The sequence below is a fragment of the Streptomonospora mangrovi genome, from assembly GCF_027604915.1.
In the GTDB taxonomy this organism is placed as follows: domain Bacteria; phylum Actinomycetota; class Actinomycetes; order Streptosporangiales; family Streptosporangiaceae; genus Streptomonospora; species Streptomonospora mangrovi.
In genome coordinates this window covers 19,815-39,671 of sequence record NZ_JAJAQC010000051.1, presented here as the reverse complement: position 1 = coordinate 39,671, position 19,857 = coordinate 19,815, and the positions used below count along the sequence as shown (strand labels likewise).

17 protein-coding genes are annotated in these 19,857 nt (G+C 75.5%); 13 read left to right on the top strand and 4 right to left on the bottom strand.

The genetic code is table 11. The features are described 5' to 3' along the window. Window positions 1-66 precede the first annotated feature (66 nt). From LG943_RS23175 to LG943_RS23165, 3 genes are all read left to right on the top strand, one after another. Window positions 67-834 (top strand): HNH endonuclease family protein, encoded by a 768-nt coding sequence (locus tag LG943_RS23175; protein ID WP_270074472.1) that lies wholly within the window; start codon window positions 67-69, stop codon window positions 832-834. A gap of 481 nt (window positions 835-1,315) precedes the next feature. Continuing rightward, complete coding sequence (locus LG943_RS23170) at window positions 1,316-2,740, top strand: hypothetical protein (RefSeq protein ID WP_270074471.1); 1,425 nt, start codon at window positions 1,316-1,318, stop codon at window positions 2,738-2,740. 27 nt (window positions 2,741-2,767) lie between these two features. Continuing rightward, window positions 2,768-3,607 carry a hypothetical protein gene (locus LG943_RS23165; protein WP_270074470.1) on the top strand — a complete coding sequence of 280 codons (840 nt, stop codon included), beginning with the start codon at window positions 2,768-2,770 and terminating at the stop codon, window positions 3,605-3,607. 87 nt (window positions 3,608-3,694) lie between these two features. On the opposite strand, the gene LG943_RS23160 is transcribed toward LG943_RS23165, so the two are convergent. After that, entirely contained in the window at window positions 3,695-4,960 is a 1,266-nt protein-coding gene (locus LG943_RS23160) for an MFS transporter (protein WP_270074469.1), read from the bottom strand. A gap of 219 nt (window positions 4,961-5,179) precedes the next feature. On the opposite strand from LG943_RS23160, the gene LG943_RS23155 reads away from it, so the two are divergent. Further along, window positions 5,180-5,746, top strand: a complete 567-nt coding sequence (locus tag LG943_RS23155; RefSeq protein ID WP_270074468.1) for a GNAT family N-acetyltransferase — start codon at window positions 5,180-5,182, stop codon at window positions 5,744-5,746. A gap of 132 nt (window positions 5,747-5,878) precedes the next feature. Continuing rightward, window positions 5,879-7,192: a phosphoribosyltransferase gene (locus tag LG943_RS23150; RefSeq protein ID WP_270074467.1), complete on the top strand. Its 1,314-nt coding sequence runs from the start codon at window positions 5,879-5,881 to the stop codon at window positions 7,190-7,192. A gap of 380 nt (window positions 7,193-7,572) precedes the next feature. Here the strand turns inward: LG943_RS23150 and LG943_RS23145 are convergent, their stop codons facing one another. Then, window positions 7,573-7,872, bottom strand: coding sequence for a WhiB family transcriptional regulator (locus LG943_RS23145; RefSeq protein WP_270074466.1), 300 nt, complete (start codon window positions 7,870-7,872; stop codon window positions 7,573-7,575). A gap of 547 nt (window positions 7,873-8,419) precedes the next feature. Then, window positions 8,420-9,073 (bottom strand): MBL fold metallo-hydrolase, encoded by a 654-nt coding sequence (locus LG943_RS23140; protein WP_270074465.1) that lies wholly within the window; start codon window positions 9,071-9,073, stop codon window positions 8,420-8,422. A gap of 245 nt (window positions 9,074-9,318) precedes the next feature. Between LG943_RS23140 and LG943_RS23135 the strand changes: the two genes are divergently transcribed. From LG943_RS23135 to LG943_RS23110, 6 genes are all read left to right on the top strand, one after another. Next, on the top strand, window positions 9,319-9,726 hold the full coding sequence (locus LG943_RS23135) for a YccF domain-containing protein (protein ID WP_270074464.1): 408 nt from the start codon (window positions 9,319-9,321) through the stop codon (window positions 9,724-9,726). A 190-nt stretch (window positions 9,727-9,916) separates the two neighbouring features. Next, window positions 9,917-11,287 (top strand): AI-2E family transporter, encoded by a 1,371-nt coding sequence (locus LG943_RS23130; RefSeq protein WP_270074463.1) that lies wholly within the window; start codon window positions 9,917-9,919, stop codon window positions 11,285-11,287. A 189-nt stretch (window positions 11,288-11,476) separates the two neighbouring features. Further along, window positions 11,477-13,075 (top strand): ABC-F family ATP-binding cassette domain-containing protein, encoded by a 1,599-nt coding sequence (locus tag LG943_RS23125; RefSeq protein ID WP_270074462.1) that lies wholly within the window; start codon window positions 11,477-11,479, stop codon window positions 13,073-13,075. Window positions 13,076-13,287: 212 nt separating this feature from the next. Next, complete coding sequence (locus LG943_RS23120; RefSeq protein ID WP_408648640.1) at window positions 13,288-13,494, top strand: helix-turn-helix domain-containing protein; 207 nt, start codon at window positions 13,288-13,290, stop codon at window positions 13,492-13,494. Between the two features lie 393 nt (window positions 13,495-13,887). Continuing rightward, complete coding sequence (locus LG943_RS23115; protein WP_270074460.1) at window positions 13,888-14,709, top strand: enoyl-CoA hydratase/isomerase family protein; 822 nt, start codon at window positions 13,888-13,890, stop codon at window positions 14,707-14,709. Between the two features lie 400 nt (window positions 14,710-15,109). Beyond that, window positions 15,110-16,582 carry a DEAD/DEAH box helicase gene (locus LG943_RS23110; protein ID WP_270074459.1) on the top strand — a complete coding sequence of 491 codons (1,473 nt, stop codon included), beginning with the start codon at window positions 15,110-15,112 and terminating at the stop codon, window positions 16,580-16,582. Window positions 16,583-16,695: 113 nt separating this feature from the next. On the opposite strand, the gene LG943_RS23105 is transcribed toward LG943_RS23110, so the two are convergent. Further along, window positions 16,696-17,031 (bottom strand): YnfA family protein, encoded by a 336-nt coding sequence (locus LG943_RS23105; protein WP_270074458.1) that lies wholly within the window; start codon window positions 17,029-17,031, stop codon window positions 16,696-16,698. A 667-nt stretch (window positions 17,032-17,698) separates the two neighbouring features. Here LG943_RS23105 and LG943_RS23100 point away from each other — a divergent pair. Both LG943_RS23100 and LG943_RS23095 read left to right on the top strand, forming a co-directional pair. Further along, window positions 17,699-18,772 (top strand): permease, encoded by a 1,074-nt coding sequence (locus LG943_RS23100; protein ID WP_270074457.1) that lies wholly within the window; start codon window positions 17,699-17,701, stop codon window positions 18,770-18,772. Beyond that, complete coding sequence (locus tag LG943_RS23095; protein ID WP_270074456.1) at window positions 18,769-19,548, top strand: TIGR03943 family putative permease subunit; 780 nt, start codon at window positions 18,769-18,771, stop codon at window positions 19,546-19,548. The genes LG943_RS23100 and LG943_RS23095 overlap by 4 nt, the downstream gene beginning before the upstream one ends. Window positions 19,549-19,857 lie beyond the last annotated feature (309 nt).

The following is a 19,857-nucleotide window of genomic DNA, read 5'->3' as shown; positions in this document are numbered from 1 at the left end:
GCCCGCCCCATCCCCGCCCCCCTTCCCCCCGACTCCCCGCCCCCGACCCCGCCGGCACAGGTGCCCATGTCCCGCAGGTCCCGCACGCCCCGCCCCCAACGCCGCCCCCGCCCCGCCCGCCGCGCCGGTCTGGTGATCGCCCCGGCCGCGCTGCTGGTCCTCGTCGTGGTCGCCGCGCTGCTCACCGGCGCCGACCCGCTCGCCTGGCTGCGCGCCGCCGTGGGCGCCGGCCCGCCGCCGGGCGCGCCGCAGGACACCGGCGCCCCGCCCGCCGGCGACCCCGTGTCACCCGATGAGGCCGCCGAGGCCCGCGCCGCCCTGCGCGGCATCGAGACCGCGCCGCCCGCCCCCGGCGACGACTACGAGCGCGACGCCTTCGGCTCCGACTGGATCGACACCGACGACAACGGCTGCCCCACCCGCCACGACATCCTCGCCCGCGATCTGGAGGACACCGAGGTGGAGTCCGACTGCACCGTCGTCAGCGGCGTGCTGGAGGACCCCTACACCGGCGACCGCGTCACCTTCTCCGCCGATGACCCCATGGAGGTCCAGATCGACCACGTCGTGCCGCTGGCCCTGGCCTGGCGCACCGGCGCCGAGGACTGGGACCGCGACCGCCGCGTGGAGTTCGCCAACGACCCCGACAACCTGCTCGCCTCCGACGGGTCGGCCAACCAGGCCAAGGGCGACTCCGGGCCGGGGGAGTGGCGGCCCTACCCCGGGTTCCGCTGCGCCTACGCCGTGGCCTACGTCGGGGTCGTCGACGAGTACGGCCTCACCCTGCCGCCCGCCGACCGCTCCGCCCTGGCCGACATGCTGGACACCTGCTGAAACACCCCGCCGCGCCGGGGCGGCCGGATGTGGCCAAAAAAGCGTGCGATCATCGTGAGGCGCGCGGGCGCGGCGGCGGGCGGGGCGATAACCTACCGGCCGGCGCGCCGGAGCCGGGATCGGCGCAGGTGGGCGCCTGCACCACCCGGCGGGCGCCCGCGGCGCCCCCAGCGTCGCGGTGGGTACGCGGGCGCTCACGCGCACCGCTCCCGCTCCGGACACGTGTGCGACCTATCAGTATCATCGCCGTGACCCGTGATGACCTCCTCGCACCCGTCCGGCTCGGCGACCTCGGTCGGCCCCCCGCCGCCCGGCCCTGGTCCCCCTGCGCCCGGCGCCCCTGGACGACCGCATCCCTCCTGACGGAACAGGTTCACCAACACATGACCGCAGCGTCTCCGCCGCGCCGGGCCGCCACCGCGAGGCGGACCCGCGCCGGCCGACTCCGGGGCCACGGGTCGGCCCGCCGCGAGGTCCGGCCATGACCGAGGCAGCCGACGCCCACCCCCACCGCAGCCCGGTCGTCCTGGTGGTCGCCGCCGACGAGCGCAGCGCCGAGGTCACCATCGAGCGCCAGACCCGCGTCGTCTCCGGCACCACGCCCAAGGAGACCCGCAACGCCGCCCTGGACCTCGTCGCCGACTACGCCGCCCACCTGGGCCGCTCGGTGCTGGTCAACGCGCGCGACGTCAACGGCGCCTGGCAGCTCATCGTCAGCCCCACCGGCGTGGTGCGCGCCGCCGGCGGCCGCGAGGTCGCCCTCATGGCCGACCGCCCGCGCCGGCGCGGGCGCGCCGGGCGGATCGCCGCCGTGGCGGCGGGCGGCGTGGTGGTGCTCGCCGTGCTGGGCGGCGGCGGGTTCGCCGCCGTGCGCTACCTGCCCGGCGCGCTGGCCGACGACCCCGCCGCCGGGCCAGAGCAGCCCACCGTCACCCTCCAGGCCCGCCAGGCGCCGCCCGGGTTCACCGAGCAGGCGCAGTGGCGGCTGCCCATGCGCGACGGCACCCAGCCCGACGTCTCCCCGGCCGGCGACCGCGCCGCGCTCGTGGACGTCGACGGCCGCCTGCGGGTGGTCGGACCCGGCGGCCAGACCGCCTGGAGCGCCGACCTGCCGCTGCCCGCCGACGAGATGTCCGGACCGCCCCGCTTCGTCACCGTGGACGGCGACCAGGGCGTCGCCGTGGTCGGACCCGACCGGCTGTGGGTGTGGCCGTCCGGCGGGGGCGAGCCCCGCGCCTACGAACTCCCCGAGGGGGCCGAGGTCACCTTCGCGGGCGCCGGTCCGCTCGTGATGGCCGAGGGCCGCCCCTCCATCCCCTCCGGCGCCGAGCTGGCGCCCGTCACCAAGCCCGAGGGCTCGGGCGCGCTGCTGTCGGACGGCGGCCGCGTCCTCACCGCCGTGGTGCGCGGCCCCTGGGTGTGGGTCGCCCCCGACGGCACCCGCGAGGAGGTCCGGCCGCGGACCCCCGAGGGCGCCGGCGACCTCGCGGAGGTGCTGACGGCGGGCGGCGACACCCTGGTCACCTCCTGGCGGGTGCCCGGCGCCGAGGACCGCCGCGTCCTGGCCCTGCACGACGCCGCCGACGGCACCGTGCGCGCCGCGGCCGAGGTCCCCGCCCAGGCGGCCGCCGACGACGCTCCCTGGACCCACGGCGAGGCGGTGGCCGTCTACGGACCCGTCGTCTTCGACCTCGCGACGGGCACCGGCGCGGTCCTGGAGGGGTTCGCGTCGGCGAGTGCCGCCGGGGAGGTCGCCTTCGGCGAACTGGACGGCGCGCAGGTCGCGGTGACCGCCGGCGCCGACCCGATCGAACTTGAGGGCGACGTCGCCCGGCCGTGGGGCCTGCTCGACGGCCGCGCTGTCGTGGTCGCCGGTGGCGACCTTTACGCCCTCTTGCCCGAATAAGCCCCCGAGAAGACAGAGAGGAGCGTTATGTCGCTGACACCACGCGCGATCGGCGTGGCGGCTGCCGGCCTGCTGGCCGCCGGGTTCTCCGGTGCCCCGGCGTTCGCCGACACCGCCGAGGGCCAGGCCGCGCCTGAGACCACGGTCACCCAGGAGCAGCCCCCGGCGCAGGCGCCCGCGGCCGAGGAGGCGCCCATCAGCGTCGACTTCGGCCTGGCGCCCGTCACCCCGCAGACCGCGCCGGCGCCGCCCGCGCAGTCGCAGGACACGGGCGACGGCGGGATCCTGGACCCGATCCTGCCCGACCTGCCGCCGGACCCGCCTCCGCCGGTCGACCCGCCGCCGGAGGACCCCGGCGGTGAAGACCCCGGCGGTGAGGACCCGGGCGGGGAGGACCCCGGCGGTGAAGACCCCGGCGGTGAGGACCCGGGCGGGGAGGACCCCGGCGGTGAAGACCCCGGTGGCGAGGACCCCGGCGGTGAGGACCCCGGTGGCGAGGACCCGGGCGGTGAGGACCCCGGCGGTGAAGACCCGGGACCGGAGGACCCCGGTGGCGAGGACCCGGGGGAGACCCCGCCCCCCGCTGAGGACCCCGGGGACGAGAGCCCCGGCGGCGATGGCGGCGACGACGGCGGCGCCGTGCCGCCTCCCGCCGACACCGCGGGGGGGGGCACCGGGACGGGCCCCGTGTACGCCCCCCCGGGGGGCGCCCCCCCCCGGGGGCCCGACTCCGACGACGGCGGTTCCACCCCCTACCTCCCCACCACGGGTGTGGACCTGACCGGGTTCGTCATGGGCGGTGTCATCGCGACCGGCATCGGCGCGATCACCCTCTACGCCACCCGGCGCCCGGCGCCGGTCCAGTAGGACCCCGCCAGCGCGAGGCCGCCCCGGTGCGGTAGAACCGGGGCGGCCTCGCCGTCTCCGCGCGCGGTGCGCCGCGCCGCAGCCGCCTCAGCGGCTCCCCGGCTCGCGGCCGGCCGCGTCGGCGGCGGGCACCGCCGGCCGCGCGCCCGCGCCCGGCCGCAGCCCCCCGGCGAGCACCGCCGCCACCACGCAGGCCGCCGGCACCAGCCACAGCCCGGCCGTCAGCGACGCGGCGTCGGCCACCACCCCGATCAGCGGCGGCACCCCCAAAAAGCCCGCGCGCGCCAGCCACGCGGCCAGCGCCACGCCGTGCCCTCCGCGCAGCCCGGGGATCTCCCCGGCCGCCGCCAGCGCCAGCGGGAACAGGATCGACACTCCCAGCCCCATCGCGCCGAAGCCCACCACCGCCGCGACCGGATGCGCCAGCAGCAGCGCCGCCGCCAGCCCCGCACCCGACAGCAGCGCGCCCGCGCGGGCCACCGCCACCGCGCCCAGGCGGTCGGTCACGCGGTCGCCCACCATCCGGCCCAGCGTCATCATCGCCTGGCAGGCCACGAACGGCATGCCGGCCATCAGCAGCGGCGCGGCCAGCTCGTCGCGCATGTAGACCGCGCCCCACGACGCGGCGGAGTCCTCGATCGCCCCGGCCATCATCAAAAAGACGCTGAGGACCAGCAGCAGCCCCACCGAGCGCCCCGGCACGCCGAAGCCCCGCCGGCGGCCCGCCGCGGGCGCCGGGTGCTCCTCGGCGGGGTCGTCGTCGCGGTCGCGGCCGGGCAGCAGCAGCCGCGCCGTCACCAGCAGCGCCACCGCGATCACCACGCCCACCCCCAGCAGGTGCGCCGGGCGCGGCACCCCCCAGCCGGCCATGGTGGAGCCGACCAGGCCGCCGGCGACGGCGGCCACGCTCCACAGCCCGTGGAAGGCGTTGATGATGGTGCGGCCGTAGCGGCGCTGCACGCGCAGGCCGTGGGTGTTCATGGCGGAGTCCATCCAGGCGTCCAGCCAGCCCACGGCGAACAGGCTCAGCGCCAGCGCCCACCACGCCGGGGCGATCGCCACGACCGGCAGCACCGCCGCGATCAGCAGCCCGGAGACCACCGCCACCCGGCCGCTGCCGAAGCGGGCGATGAGCGGACCCGCCAGCATGCCGGTCAGGAGCGCTCCCAGCGGCATCGCGCCGATGGCCGTGCCCAGCGCGGCGTTGGACAGCTCCAGTTCGGCCTTGATGGCCGGCAGCCAGGGCACGATGTTGGCGTAGGAGAAGCCGTTCGCCAGGAACAGGACGGCCACCGCCAGGCGGGCCCGCCGTGCCGTGGTGTCGGGTCTCCCCGAGCGCCGTTCGACCGCCACCAAACCTCCCAGGATCCCATGAGTCGCGCGCCGACCCCAGGATGCTATGCGACCGGCCGCCTCCGGCCCCGCCGCAGGGGTTGTGCCGGACGGTGTCCGCCTTTTACATATGATCTTCTGGCCGCGACCGCGGCCGCCCGCACCGAACCCCCCGGAGATCCCGTTCGTCTTCGCCCCCCGAACCACACATCCCTCTCACCTCACCGGGAGCCCCCACCGATGATCGACCTGCGCGCGCTGCGCGAGAAGCCCACGCTGGTCGGAGAGCGCGTACGGCTGGTCCCGCTGAGCGCCGAGCACGCCGATGACTTCTACGAGTCCACCCGCGACGAGGAGATCCGGCGGCTCACCGGCGCGCACCGCAGGCCCGGCTACGACGAGATCCGCCAGTGGTGCGCGACCCGGGCCGAGCAGATCGACCGGTTGGACCTGGCCATCTTCGAGGAGCCCGGCGGCCGGTTCGTCGGCGAGCTGGCGCTGGACGAGGTCGACCCCGACAACGAGAGCGCGGCCTACCGCATCGCGCTGTCGGCGATCGAGTTCACCGGCCAGGGGCTGGGCAAGGAGGCCACGCGGCTCATCCTCGACTACGCCTTCAACCGGGTGCGGCTGCACCGCGTCTGGCTCAACGTCTACGCCTTCAACATGCGCGCCATCGCGGTGTACCGCGCCTGCGGGTTCACCGTCGAGGGGCGGCTGCGCGACGCCCTGCTGTGGGACGGCCGCCGCCACGACGCGCTCATCATGGGCCTGCTCGAAAGCGACTTCCGCAGGTCCGGCGACTGAGGCCGGGCACCGCCCCGGCCGAGGGGTGTCCGGCCGGTTCGACCGGGTATGCCCGTAACATTCGCGCCGCGTGCCGACCGGACGAGGAGTGGCGCCCCGCTCCGCCGCGCGGCGGCGGGCGCCGACACCGCTATGAATCCGCTGCCCGTGTCACTGCCGTTCACCGACCGCGCCGAGGCCGGCCGGCGCCTCGCCGAGCGCGTGCGCCCGCTCGCCGTCGCCGACCCGCTCGTGCTGGCCCTGCCGCGCGGCGGCGTGCCGGTGGGCGCCGAACTCGCCCGCCTGCTGGGCATCCCGCTGGACGTGCTGATCGTGCGCAAGATCGGCGTGCCCGGCCACCCCGAGCTGGGCGTGGGCGCCCTCGCCGAGGACGGCCGCATCTGCTACGACGACCGGGCGCTGGCCCGGCTGCGGCTGACGCGCGCCGACCTGGCCGACACGGTCGAGGCCGAGCGCGCCGAGCTCGCCCGCCGCGTCGAGGTCTACCGGCGCGGCCGGGCGCCCGTGGACCCCCGGGGCCGCGACGTCGTGGTGGTCGACGACGGGATCGCCACCGGCGGCACCGCCCGCGCCGCCCTGCGCATGGTGCGCCGCCGCGAACCCGCGCGGCTGCTGCTGGCGGTCCCGGTGGCGGCCCAGGCCGCCCTCGACGCGCTCGCCGAGGAGGCCGACCGCGTCGTCGCGCTGACGGTGCCCGACAACTTCCACGCGGTGGGGGAGTGGTACCGCGACTTCACCCAGCTCACCGACTCCGAGGTGACGGCGCTGCTGGACGCGGTGGCCGACCGCGCCGCCGCGCCCGCGCACGCGCGGGCGGTGCGCATCCGCTCCGGCGACGTCGACCTGGAGGCTGAACTGGCGACCGTGCCCGGGGCGCGGGGCACCGTCGTGCTGGCGCTGGGCCGCGAACGGGAGGACCCCGCGCGCCGGGCGGTGGCCGCCGCCCTGGGCCGGGCCGGCTACACCACCCTGCTGCTGGACCTGCTCACGCCCGAGGAGGACGCCGCCCGGCGCGGCGCCGGCCCCGGCGGAGCGGCCGAGCCGCCGGCGGCGGTGCCCGCCCGGCGCCTGGAGGCGGCGGTGGGCTGGCTGCTGCGCTCCACCGACTCCGCCGGGCGCCGCGTCGGGCTGTTCGGCGCGGGGGCCGGGGTGCCCGCCGCGCTGGCGGCCGCCGCCGCGCGCCCGGCCGACATCGCGGCCGTGGCACTGCACGGCGGCCGGCCGGACCTGGCGGCCGAGGCGCTGCCGGGGGTGCGGGCGCCGGTGCTGGCGCTGGTGCAGGGCGGCGACTCCTTCGTCCGCGAGCTGGTGGAGTGGTCGCTGGCCCGTGTGGGCGGGCCGCACCGCACGCGCACCGTCCCCGGGGCCGAGGAACTGCTCGACACCGAGGCCGGGCGGCGCACCGTGGGCGAGGCCGCCGTGGCGTGGTTCGAGCGCCACCTCTAGCCGCCCGGGGCCACCGGCCCCGCCCGGGCGGCGGGGACCGCCGCAGGGCTTCGGGGGCACCGGGCGGCACGGCGGGCGGGGAGTACGGCGGTGAGAAGCGCGGGCGGCACCGGGGGCCGGGAAGCACTGTGGGCTCGGAAACACCGGCGCTTCAAGGGGTGTGGACTTTGGCGGAGGCGGGTAAAAAACCCGCGGCGCCCTCGACGGAGACCGTCGGGGCGCCGCGGGTATGGCCGGGGGCCGGGCGAAGAACTGTTGTCTCGGACCGCATCGGGTCGGCCCGCGTTCAGGGGTGTCGGCCGGGGCCGGCACTCCGTCGTGGCGGTGTCAACCCTCGCGATGTCGCGAGTCGTGCCTGGAGGGGGCGCAGATGTCTGGGGTCAGGCCGCGTTGGCGCGGCGCATCCGGCGCCGGCGCTCCGACGCGCGCTCGTCTTCGTTCAGGCCGCCCCACGTGCCGTACTTCTCGGGCCGCGAAATCGCGTAGTCGAGGCACTCGGTACGGACGGGGCACTGCGCACAGATCTCCTTGGCCTTGCGCTCACGGATCTCCCGCTCCGGCTGACGCTCACCGTCGGGGCCGAAGAAGAGCACAAGGTCCTCGCCCCGGCACGCGGCGGCATCCTGCCACCCCCAGTGCGGGCGGGGGCGCAGCGCGGCCTGCCGACGTACCTGAGACATGGTTGAACCACCTCTACTGAAATCACTAGTAAGCTGTTGGGAAGACAGGGTCAGACAAAGGTCATGCAGCGTGAGCAACCCCGCACGACCTGAACGCCGTGCATTGCTTCGGTGTTCCCGGGTGTGGTTTCGAGTTGAACCACCGCGCCGAACCGCCGAAACCGGCGGGGCGCTCACACGAACAGCCGGGGAGGCGGTGCCGCTCTCCCTGCGGGCCGGTACGTAATCATGCCATCCCCGCTCCCGCTTGTGCACGGGGGGTGGGGAAATTACTCGCCTAACCGTTACCGAAACAGAGCTGCACTGACCAATCTTTGGTCGTATGTCCGTTTCTGTATTGATTTGCGAATCCGGTCGGCTCACCGGACTCCCCACATCGTATGGGTCAAGCCCGCGCCTGCCTAGGGTCAAAGCGTGATGATCCGATCACATCCCGGTTGGGCCCGCGCGCACGCCCGCGACGCCCTCCGCCGGGGGTCCGGCCGGGGCCGCGAGAGGGGGTAGGGGACAGGCCGGAGACGGTGCGGCCGCGCGGGGGAGGCGCTGATCAGCCCTCGGCGGAGTCGCCGGGCAGCAGCCGGGCGACCTCCACCCCCTGCACCAGGTTGCCCAGGTTGCGGAAGTACACCCCCGCGCCGGTCTCGCTCAGCAGGGCGTCGTGCACCGCCACCGCGCGGGCCGGCGCAACCGCGCGCAGGTAGTCCACCACCTCGGAGATCTTCGACCAGGGCGCGTGGACCGGGAACAGCAGCGTGCTCACCGGATCCTCGGGCAGGGTCAGGGCGTCGCCCGGGTGGAACAGCGCCCCCTGCTCGGTGGCCACCCGGAACCCCACGTTGGTGACGACCGGCAGGTCGGGGTGGATGACCGCGTGCCGCTCGCCGTAGACGTGGACGTCGAACCCCGCCGGCGCGATGGTGTCGCCGTGGGCGACGGCGGTGACGCGCGCGCCCAGCTCGCGCAGCCCGCCCAGTTGCTCGGCGATCCCGGCGTGGGTGTAGATCTCCAGCCCGTCGGGCGCCGCCTCGGCGGCGGCGCGCAGCCGGTCCAGGTCGAGGTGGTCGGGGTGCTCGTGGGTGATCGCCACGGCGTGGGCGCCCACGGCGGCGTCGGGCTCGCTGAACCCGCCCGGGTCGATCACGAGGACGGCGCCGTCGCGCTCCAGGCGCACGCAGGCGTGCCCCAGCTTGGTGATACGCACGTCAGCGATCCTAACCGCGCCGCGCCCCGGCAAACCGCGCCGCCCGGCCGCGCCCTTCCCCCGCCCCTCGCCAGCTACCGCCGGCGCCCCGCCGCCCCTGCCGGCACCCCCCGACCAACCCCCTAAGGGGACGACGGGGGTTCTCCTGCGGAACGGGGTGGGGGGAGACCTCGTCGTATCGGGGTAGACAGCGACTCCGGCCGCCGACGCCGCGACCGGACCGACCCGAAGGGAAAGGAAGCCCTGTGGCCCTGCTTCGCCTCATCCTCAACGTCATCTGGCTCATCGTGGCCGGGTTCTGGTTGGCGGTGGGCTACGTCATCGCCGGACTCATCTGCTGCGTGCTGATCGTCACCATCCCGTTCGGGGTGGCCTCCTTCCGCATGGCCAACTACGCCCTCTGGCCCTTCGGCCGCGAGATGGCGCGCCGGCCCGGCGCCGGGGGCGCCAGCACCGTCCTCAACGTCATCTGGGTGATCGTCGCCGGCTGGTGGCTGGCCCTCGGCCACATCGCCGCCGCCGTGGGCCTGGCGATCACCATCGTCGGCATCCCCATGGCCTGGGCGTCGCTGAAGATGATCCCTGTGGCCCTGGCCCCCTTCGGCAACGAGATCGTGCACTCCGACCGGCCGCGCGAGCCCTGGCAGTTCTGACCCGGCACCGGCCGGGGCCGGCCGGCGCGGGCGGGCGCAACGCGCGCGGTGCCCTCGCGGCCGCCCCGGCGCCGATGCGGTAACTTCGGCCAGACCACGACTCCCACGAGCGGAGCCGAGCGGCCCGGCCCGCGCCGGGTCCGCGGGGCGCCACAGCCCTAGGTCATCAGGAGGAGACAAGGGGGACGACGTGCGGTTCACCAGCCCACGGTTCGGGGCACTGCTGCGGAGGCGCCGGGTGCGCCGGGAGCCGCCGGAGGCGCCGCCGCCCGTCCCCGCCGAGCCGGTCGACACCGGCCCCGAGGAGAGCCTGCTCTCGCGCATGGGCACCGCCGCCTGGCAACTCCTGGTCATCGGGATCGTGCTGGCGTTCATCGTCTACGGGCTGGTCTACGTCCGCGTCGTCACCATCCCGGTGATCCTCGCCGTGTTCGTCACCGCCCTGCTGATGCCGCCCACCAACTGGCTGCGGCGCCGGGGGCTGGGGCGCGGCAGCTCCACCACCATCGCCATCATCGGCTCGCTCATCCTGCTGGGCGGCGTGGTCACGCTGATCGTCCAGCCCGCGATCTCGGGCGTCTCCGGCCTGGTCGACAGCGTCCAGCAGGCCATCGACGACCTGCCCAGCTACCTCCAGGCGCTGGGGCTCGACCCCGCCCTGGCCGCCACCACCATCGAGGCCGTCGAGCGCGAGTTCCGGTCCATGGCCCAGGAGGACTGGTCCCAGTGGATCAGCCAGGCGTGGGTCGCCGGGGCCACCGTGCTGGAGTTCCTGGTCGGGCTGATCCTCATCATCGTGCTCACCGTGTACTTCGTGCACTCCGGCGACCTGCTGATGGAGTGGCTGCGCTCGCTGTTCCCCGCGCGCTCGCGCCGCTCCATCAAGGCCGCCACCGAGATCTCCTACGGGGTGATGGGCCGCTACGTGCGCGGCGTGGCGCTGGTGGGCCTCATCGACGCCGTGGGCATCGGCCTCTTCCTGCTCATCTTCCTCGACCCCGGCCTGGCCATCCCGCTGATCGTGCTGACCTTCGTCGGCGCGTTCCTGCCGGTCATCGGCGCGTTCCTGTCGGGGCTGCTGGCCGCAATGGTGGCCCTGGTCACCGAGGGCTGGATCATCGCCCTGGTGGTCGTGGCCGCCGTCGTCGTCGTGCAGCAGTTGGAGAGCCACGTCTTCGCGCCGCGCGTCTACGGCAAGGCGCTGGAACTGCCCTCGGCCGTGGTGCTGCTGGCCATCACCCTGGGCAGCATCCTCGGCGGGATCGCCGGCGCCTTCCTGGCCACCCCGATCGCCGCGGTGATCGCCGCCCTGCTGCGCAACCGGCCGCTGGAGCACGCCGCCGACCACGGGATCACCGTCGGCGCCGGAGGGCGCCCCGGCGAGGTCGCCGCCGACCGCGACAAGGAGAAGGCGGCCGCGCCCGCCGGCGGCGAGGCGGCGCCCGGCCCCGCCGCGCCGGCCGGCCCGCGCGCCACCGCCGAGCCCGCCAAGCCGGCCGAGCGGCCGGGCGAGCCCGGACCGGCGGGCGGCACCCCGCCCGCCCCGCCGGCGGGGGATTAGCCGGCGGGCGCGGGGCGTTGTGGGCACGGGAGGCGGCGCCGCGCGCGTTGGCGCGTGAGCGGCTAGTCTGGGCGGCGCGCGTGCCTTCGCCCGCCGGCGCCCCCGCCCCTCGCGACCCCGGCCGCGCCCGGCGCCGCGCCCCGCCGCCCCTGCCCGCACCACCTGTCTGCCGAGAAGGTCTGTCCTCCCATGCTGATCGCCACTGACCTCGAACTGCGCGTCGGCTCCCGGCTGCTGCTGGAGCCCACCACGCTGCGCGTCGCCGCCGGCGACCGCATCGGCCTGGTCGGGCGCAACGGGGCGGGCAAGACCACCCTCACCAAGGTGCTGGCCGGCGAGGGCATCCCCGCCGGCGGCACCGTCACCGTCGGCGGCACGCTGGGCTACCTGCCCCAGGACCCCCGCGCCACCGATCCCGAGGAGCTGGCGCGCGACCGCATCCTGTCGGCGCGCGGCATCGCCGACGCGCTGCGCCGCATGCGCGCCGCCGAGGAGGGCATGGCCAGCGACGACCCCAAGGTCCGCGACAAGGCCGCCCGCGCCTACGCCCGCGCCGAGGAGCACCTGCTGGTCATGGGCGGCTACGCCGCCGAGTCCGAGGCCGCCTCGATCGCCAGCAGCCTCAAGCTCGACGAGCGGGTGCTGGGCCAGCCGCTGGGCACGCTCTCGGGCGGCCAGCGCCGCCGCATCGAGCTGGCCCGCATCCTGTTCAGCGGGGCCGACACCCTGCTGCTGGACGAGCCCACCAACCACCTCGACGGCGACTCCGTGGCCTGGCTGCGCGACTTCCTCAAGTCCCACCAGGGCGGGCTGGTGGTCATCAGCCACGACGTGGAACTCGTCGAGGACGTCGTGAACCGGGTGTTCTACCTCGACGCCAACCGGTGCGTCATCGACGTCTACAACATGGGCTGGCGCGCCTACCTGGCCCAGCGCCAGGCCGACGAGCGCCGCCGCGCCCGCGAGGCCGCCAACGCCGAGAAGCAGGCCGGCGCCCTCCAGAAGCAGGCCGACCGGTTCCGCGCCAAGGCCACCAAGGCCAAGGCCGCCCACCAGATGGAGGCCCGCGCCGAGCGCATCCTCAACTCCGTGCAGGGCCAGCGCCAGGCCGACCGGGTGGCCAAGCTGCGCTTCCCCGACCCCGCGCCCAGCGGGCGCACCCCGCTCATGGCGCGGGGGTTGTCCAAGTCCTACGGCTCGCTGGAGATCTTCACCGGCGTCGACCTCGCCATCGACCGGGGCAGCCGCGTGGTCATCCTCGGCCTCAACGGCGCGGGCAAGACCACCCTGCTGCGGCTGCTGGCGGGTGTCGAGAAGCCCGACACCGGCGAGGTGGTGGAGGGCCACGGGCTGCGGCTGGGCTACTACGCCCAGGAGCACGAGACCCTCGACACCAGCCGCACGGTGCTGGAGAACATGATGAGCGCGGCGCCGGACCTGCCCGAGGTCGAGGCGCGGCGCACGCTCGGCTCGTTCCTGTTCACCGGCGACGACGTCGACAAGCCGGCGGGGGTGCTCTCGGGCGGCGAGAAGACCCGGCTGGCGCTGGCCGCGCTGGTGGTCTCCAGCGCCAACGTGCTGCTGCTGGACGAGCCCACCAACAACCTCGACCCGGCCAGCCGCGAGGAGATCCTGAGTGCGCTGCGCAACTACAAGGGCGCCATCGTGCTGGTCACCCACGACGAAGGAGCAGTCGAAGCACTCCAGCCGGAACGCGTCATCCTTCTGCCCGACGGCGTGGAGGATCTGTGGAACGTTGAATTCGCCGATTTGATCGCACTCGCCTGACCTGCGACAACGGTGAAGGGGTACCTGGGCGACGCGCGAGGCGGCCCCGGGTTGCCATTCCCCTATTAACGGTCGCGATAAAGGGCGGTCCGAAAAGGGCGCGGCGCGCCGACACGACTCCGCCGCGTCGCGAATGGGTAGCCACTGGCCTCCCCATGGCTGATCATGGGCAGCAATGTCGCGTTGATCACCAACACCGACGGGAGGACGCTGTGGCCGAGACCCTGAAAAAGGGCACGCGCGTGACCGGCAGCGAACGTTCTGAACTGGCGACCGAGCTGAAAAGACGCTACGACGAGGGCGAGAGCATCCGCTCGCTGGCCGCCTCGACCGGGCGGTCCTACGGATTCGTCCACCGGCTGCTGACGGAGGCCGGCGTGACCCTGCGCGGCCGCGGGGGAGCCACTCGCCGCTCCTGACCTGGCCGACCCGGCCGTCCCGACCGCCCCGCCCCCGACCCGCCGCGGCGCCCCTCCCGGTGGACGCGGGCCAGGCGAACCGACGTCTCACGCCCTTCGCGCGGCGCCTTGCCCCGCTGACCGCGTCCTCGTCACACGACCACTCGGCCTGCCCCGGCCCCGACGAGACCGGCACGACCACCACCAAGGCGCCCGCGAGGGGCGCTTTCGCGTCCGCGCCGGCCGGTCGGCGCCGCACCGGCCCGCGGCAGCCGCACCGGCCGCACCGCCTCCCGTCCGCGCCCCCGTTCCCGCCGGTCGGCCCCCCGTCGCGCGCCGCGCGCGGGTGTGGTCCATCATCGACGGTGAGGACGCCCGCGCCGCCCGGCGCGGCCCGGAGCAGCGGAGGTGCGCATGGCCGGCACGGCCCTACCCACGGACGACGAGCTGGCCGCGGCCGGGCTGCGCCTGGCGGTCGAGGAGCGCCCGCAGGGCGGGATCGCGCGCATCACCCTGGCCCGGCCCGAGCGGCACAACGCCATGACCGACCGCACCTGGACGGCGCTGGCCCATGTCGGCCATGCGCTGCCCGCGTCCGTCCGAATTGTTGTGATTGACGGCGAAGGTCCGTCGTTCTCGTCGGGAATCGACACCGCGATGTTCGCCCCCGGCAACGAGGACTCCGCGCTGAATCGATTCATCCGCGACCCCGCCGGGCGCGCCGACCTCGACGCCGCCATCGCCGGGTACCAGGAGGGCTTCCTGTGGCTCCGGCGGCCCGGCATCGTGTCGGTCGCGGCCGTCCACGGCCACGCCATCGGCGCCGGCTTCCAGCTCGCCCTGGCCTGCGACCTGCGGATCCTCAGCGACGACGCCGACCTGTGCATGAAGGAGCCCGCGCTGGGCCTGGTGCCCGACCTCACCGGCACCAAGCCGCTGGTCGACATCGTGGGCGTCAACCGCGCCCTGGAGCTGTGCCTGACCACCCGCACCGTCGGGGCACAGGAGGCGCGGGAGCTGCGGCTGGCCGAGCTGGTCGTGCCCGGAGACCAGCTCGCCGGCGCCGTGGACGACCTGGTCACCGCCCTGCTGGAGACCCCGCGCGACGCCGCCGCGGCGACCAAGGAGCTGCTGCTGGGCGCGCCCGGCCGCACCCTGGAGGAGCAGGCCGCCGCCGAACGCGCCGCCCAGGTCGAGCGGTTCGCCGCGTGGGCGGCGGCCGCCGGGCGGAGCTGAGAAGCCACAGGGCCAGGGCCAGGGCCGGGCGCGCCCGCGCGCCCGGCCCCGGGTGTTCGGCGCCACCGCCGCCCGCCGTCCGCTGTCCGGGGGTGGGCCGGGGCGCCGGCGCGCGCCCGGACGGGGCGCGCTGACCGCCTCCGTTCCGGGAGGCCGGGATCACGAAGGAATATCGGAGACCTCGGCGCGGTTGACGACCTTTGTCTAGTACGCTGCACAAGGCGGTCACTTCATGCCGCGCGCATCGGGCGCGCCGGGCCGCTTGGCGCCGGGGGCTGCGGACTTCTCGCGTCCCCGTGTCGCGTATTTCCGGCGCGTTTGTGTGATCTCTTCGTGCTGCCCATGTGGCCGCGGAGCCTTCCTCGAAACGCCGCCGACTGATGAGGAAGGTTTACGTCACTTGACGGACAATGCCGCATGCCCGGCTTTCGGTGATCTCGGACTCCCGACCGCGATCGTCGACAAGCTGGCGCAGAACGGTGTCTCCACCCCGTTCCCGATCCAGGCCGCCACCATCCCCGACGCGCTCGCCGGCCGCGACGTGCTCGGCTGCGGCCGCACCGGATCGGGCAAGACCCTCGCGTTCGGCCTGCCGCTGCTGGTGCGCGCCGCCGAGCGCCGCGCCGCCCCCCGCCGCCCGCGCGGTCTGGTGCTGGTCCCCACCCGCGAACTCGCCCACCAGGTGCGCGACGCGCTCCTGCTCTACGGCCGCACCCTCGGCGTGCGCATCGGCGACGTGGTGGGCGGCAGCTCCTACACCCGCCAGATCAACGAGCTGCGCCGGGGCGTCGACATCCTCGTCGCCACCCCCGGCCGCCTCACCGACCTGATCGAGCAGGGCGCCTGCGACCTCGGCGAGGTCGAGCTGACGGTGCTCGACGAGGCCGACCAGATGTGCGACATGGGCTTCATGCCGCAGGTCAGCAAGCTGCTGGACCTGGTGCGCCCCGGTGGCCAGACCCTGCTGTTCTCGGCCACGCTCGACGGCGACGTCGACAACCTCGTGCGCCGCTACATGAACGACCCCAAGACCCACTCGGTCGACCCGCCCGTCTCGCAGGTCACCACCATGGAGCACCACCTGCTCAAGGTGCTGCCGCACGACAAGAACCGCGTGGCCACCGAGATCGCCGCGCGCGACGGCCGCACGATCCTGTTCGTGCGCAGCAAGTACCGTGCCGACAGCCTCAGCGAGCAGTTGGTCAAGGCGGGCGTGCCCGCCGCGCCGCTGCACGGCGGCAAGACCCAGAGCGTGCGCACGAAGACCCTCGCCAAGTTCCGCGAGGGCCGCATCCAGGCGCTGGTGGCCACCGACGTCGCCGCGCGCGGCATCCACGTCGACGGCATCGACCTGGTCGTCAACGTCGACCTGCCCGCCGGCCACAAGGACTACCTCCACCGGGGCGGGCGCACCGCCCGCGCCGGGGAGTCCGGCCGCGTGGTGTCCCTGGTGGCGCCCAACCAGCGCCGCATGGCCCGCCGCCTGCTCGGCGACGCCGGGGTGGAGGCCCAGCAGCACCTGGTCAACCCCGGCGACGAACTGCTCGCCCAGGTGACCGGCGCCCGCGAGCCCTCCTGGGAGCCGTGGATCGAGCCGCCGGAGCCCGAGCGGGAGCGCCCGCGCCGCGGCGGCGGCCGGGGCGGCCCCGGCGGGCGCCGCCGCAACGGCGGCCCGCGCCAGCAGGGCGAGCGCCGCTTCTCCGGCGGGCACTCCGAGCACCGGGGCACCCGCGAGCACTCCCGGCGCGACGAGCAGGGCGGCGCCGGCCGGCACCGCGAGCCCCGCGCCTTCGACGGCGACCGCCGCACCCGCCGCGACGACCGCCCCGCGCGCCCGGCGCGCGGCCACGGCACCCCGGCCGCCCGGGGCTGACCCGGACGGCGGCCACGCGGCGACGTCCACGCGGCAACGCCTACGCGGCGGCGTCCACCGACACGGTGGGCGCCGCCGCGTCGTTGTGTCCCGCCGCGCCGCGGCTCGTCGGCTCAGGCCTCGCGCGGGGCGTACATGATGACGGCCACGCCCACCAGGCAGACCAGGGCGCCGACCACGTCGAAGCGGTCGGGCCGGAACCCGTCGACCACCATGGCCCACACCAGCGAGCCCGCGACGAACACCCCGCCGTAGGCGGCCAGCACCCGGCCGAAGTCGGCGTCGGGCTGAAGCGTGGCCACGAACCCGTACAGGCCCAGCGCCAGCACGCCCGCACCCGCCCACAGCAGCCCCCGGTCCTCGCGGACCCCCTGCCAGACCAGCCACGCCCCGCCGATCTCGCACAGCGCCGCCGCGACGAACAGCAGTATCGACTTGAGCGTCAGCACGCCGTCCTCCCGAGGGACGCGAGGGAAGCGGCGGAGGGGGTGGTAGGGCAGAGGCGGAGGCGGGGAAGGCGCGGCAGGGGAATGCCGGTCGCGGCCCCGACGGGGTTGGTGTGCACGTCGGCCACGCTAGAGCCTCCACACCCCTGGCCACGACGAGGCCCGCACCACAGCGGCGCGGCGGCGAATGCGGCGAATGCGACGCGCGATCGGGGCGGGTCGACGGTCATCGGCTCGCGCCCCGGTGATTGATGTCGGCGGGGGATCCCGCCGTCCTCGGTGCCCCGATTCCGCCGCGACCAAGCCTCCCGCGCCGCGCCGGGTGGGGGAAACGGGCGCGTCGTCCGCTCCGGGCGGGTAAAGTGCGAAACGCCCGGGCGACGTGACCGTAGCGGCGCGCCGCCCGGTGCGTGATGACAGCCGCGTGCGCCCGCGCGGTCCCGGCCTGCCGGCCCCCGGTCCGCCCGCGCGCTCCGGGGCCGAAGGCGCGTCGCGGCCGGGTTCGCCACGGCGCCCACCAGCGGCGACCCGTGCGTGTGGCGGCTTCCGCCGCGCACGTGATGAAAACCGTTCTCGGTACGATGCCATGGACCGCTCGCACCGAGCGGCCCACCCGGCGCCCCGCCGCGCGGGGCCGGCCCACCAGCACGAAGACAACGGAGTTCCACGCGTGTCCGAACGTTCCACGGCGGGACCCGCTCCGCCCGCACACGCCTCCCTGGGCGACTCCCTCGCCGGAGGCTGGGACGACCCCGACGCGCTGCCGCCGCCCGACTGGGGGCGGCCGCGCGGGCCGCGCCGGCTGGCCACCGTGTGGGCCTTCGCCCTGTTCCTGGTGGCCCTGGCCATGGGCAACGCCTGGTTGTCGGACCGGCTGACCGGCGAGGCGTTCCTCGCCTGGGCGACCGTGTTCACCGCCATCAGCCTCCAGGCGCTGCCGTTCCTGGTCTTCGGCATCGCGCTGTCGGCCGCGCTGACCGCGTTCGTCCCGGCGTCGTTCTACCAGCGCGTGATGCCGCGCAACCCCGTCGCGGCGGTGCCGGTCGCCGGCGCCGCCGGCATGGTGCTGCCCGGGTGCGAGTGCGCGTCGGTGCCGGTCGCCAACGGGCTCATCAAGCGCGGCGTGGCACCGGCGGCAGCGCTCACCTTCCTGCTGGCCGCGCCCGCCATCAACCCCGTCGTGCTGGTGGCCACCGCCGTGGCCTTCGCCGGGCAACCGGAGATGGTGGTGGGCCGGCTGGTGGCGTCCTTCGGCGCCGCCGTGGTGGTCGGCTGGATCTGGGCGCGGCTGGGCCGCACCGACTGGCTGCGCCCGCCGCGCACCCACCACGACCCCGGCGCCTCCAAGTGGCAGGTCTTCCGGGAGTCCATGCTGCACGACCTCATGCACGCGGGCGGGTTCCTGGTCGTCGGCGCGATCGCGGCGGCCACCGTGAACGTGATCGTGCCGCGCGAGTGGGTGGCGGCCGTGGCCGAGATGCCGGTCGTGTCGGTGCTCGTGCTGGCGCTGTTCGCCGTCGTGCTGTCGGTGTGCTCGGAGGCCGACGCGTTCGTCGCGGTCAGCCTCACCGAGTTCTCGCCCACCGCCAAGCTGGCGTTCCTCGTGGTCGGCCCGATGGTCGACCTCAAGCTCATCGCGCTCCAGGGCGGCACCTTCGGCTGGGCGTTCGTCCGCCGGTTCGTGCCGCTGACCCTGGGCGTGGCACTGGTGTTCTCGTTCGCGATCGGAGGGCTGCTGCTGTGAACCGCGTGGCGCAGGGGATCGTCGTGGTGCTGCTGGGCGCCGCCGCGCTGACCAGCACACTCTTCACCGACCTCTACCTCAACTACGTGCAGCCGGGGTTCCGGCCGTTCCTCATCGCGGCCGGGGCGGCGCTGGTGGCCCTGGGGGTGCTGATCGTGGCGGGCGAGCTGCGCGCGGTCCTGCGCGGCGAGGAGCCGGCGCCCGAGCCGCACGGCGGCCACGGCGGGGACCACGGGCATGGGCACGGCGGGCACGCGCACGACCGCGCCCCCCGGGTGGCCTGGCTGCTCCTGCTGCCGGTGGTGGCGGTGTTCGTGGTGGCGCCGCCGGCGCTGGGCGCCTACACCGCCGAGAGCGCGGGCACGGCCGCTCCGCCGCGCGAGGGGGACTCCGACCAGCGCTTCGACGGCCTGGGCGAACCCGACGCGTCGGGCGCGGTGGAGATGGAGTTGCAGGACTTCGTCTCGCGCGCGTGGACGGACGAGTCGCGCGCCATGGAGGGCCGCACGATCCGCCTCACCGGGTTCGCGGTGCCCCACCCCGACGGCGAGGACGAGGGCTGGTACCTGGCGCGGCTCCAGATGGCCTGCTGCGCCGCCGACGCGATCGTCAACCGCGTGCTGATCACCGACCAGCCGGCGCCGCCGACGGACAGTTGGTGGGAGGTCAAGGGCACCTGGCAGGCGCCCGAGGGCGACCTCCAGAGCGTGCGCGACCACCGCTTCTCGGTGGAGGAGATGACCGAGGTCACCAACCCGCCCGACCCCTACGAGTAGGCGGTGGCCGGAAGGTCATAGGCAGGGAAGCGGCGGGCGGCCGCGTCCGTCCGCATTTGTGCCGGCGGTGGCCCGGGTGCGGCACGCGGGCGGTGGAGGCGGACGGGCGGACGCCCGGTCTCGCGAGGTCGCCCGGCGCGGGCGAGGGGGTGGGACGGTCGGTCGCCCCTCCGGGGACGGCCGGTCCCGCCCGACAGCCGGGGCCGCGCGAGCGCCCCGGCCGTCCCGACCGCCATCACCGCCTCGACCACCGTGGCGAAGCGACCTCCACGGCCGTCGCGGTCGCGCCGATCGCCCCGATCCTTCCGA

Excerpts from the sequence above, each read along its gene's own strand:
- LG943_RS23175 (WP_270074472.1), top strand. The coding sequence starts at position 67 with ATGTCCCGCAGGTCCCGCACGCCCCGCCCCCAACGCCGCCCCCGCCCC.
- LG943_RS23170 (WP_270074471.1), top strand. The coding sequence starts at position 1,316 with ATGACCGAGGCAGCCGACGCCCACCCCCACCGCAGCCCGGTCGTCCTG.
- LG943_RS23165 (WP_270074470.1), top strand. The coding sequence starts at position 2,768 with ATGTCGCTGACACCACGCGCGATCGGCGTGGCGGCTGCCGGCCTGCTG.
- LG943_RS23155 (WP_270074468.1), top strand. The coding sequence starts at position 5,180 with ATGATCGACCTGCGCGCGCTGCGCGAGAAGCCCACGCTGGTCGGAGAG.
- LG943_RS23150 (WP_270074467.1), top strand. The coding sequence starts at position 5,879 with ATGAATCCGCTGCCCGTGTCACTGCCGTTCACCGACCGCGCCGAGGCC.
- LG943_RS23145 (WP_270074466.1), bottom strand. The coding sequence starts at position 7,872 with ATGTCTCAGGTACGTCGGCAGGCCGCGCTGCGCCCCCGCCCGCACTGG.
- LG943_RS23125 (WP_270074462.1), top strand. The coding sequence starts at position 11,477 with ATGCTGATCGCCACTGACCTCGAACTGCGCGTCGGCTCCCGGCTGCTG.
- LG943_RS23115 (WP_270074460.1), top strand. The coding sequence starts at position 13,888 with ATGGCCGGCACGGCCCTACCCACGGACGACGAGCTGGCCGCGGCCGGG.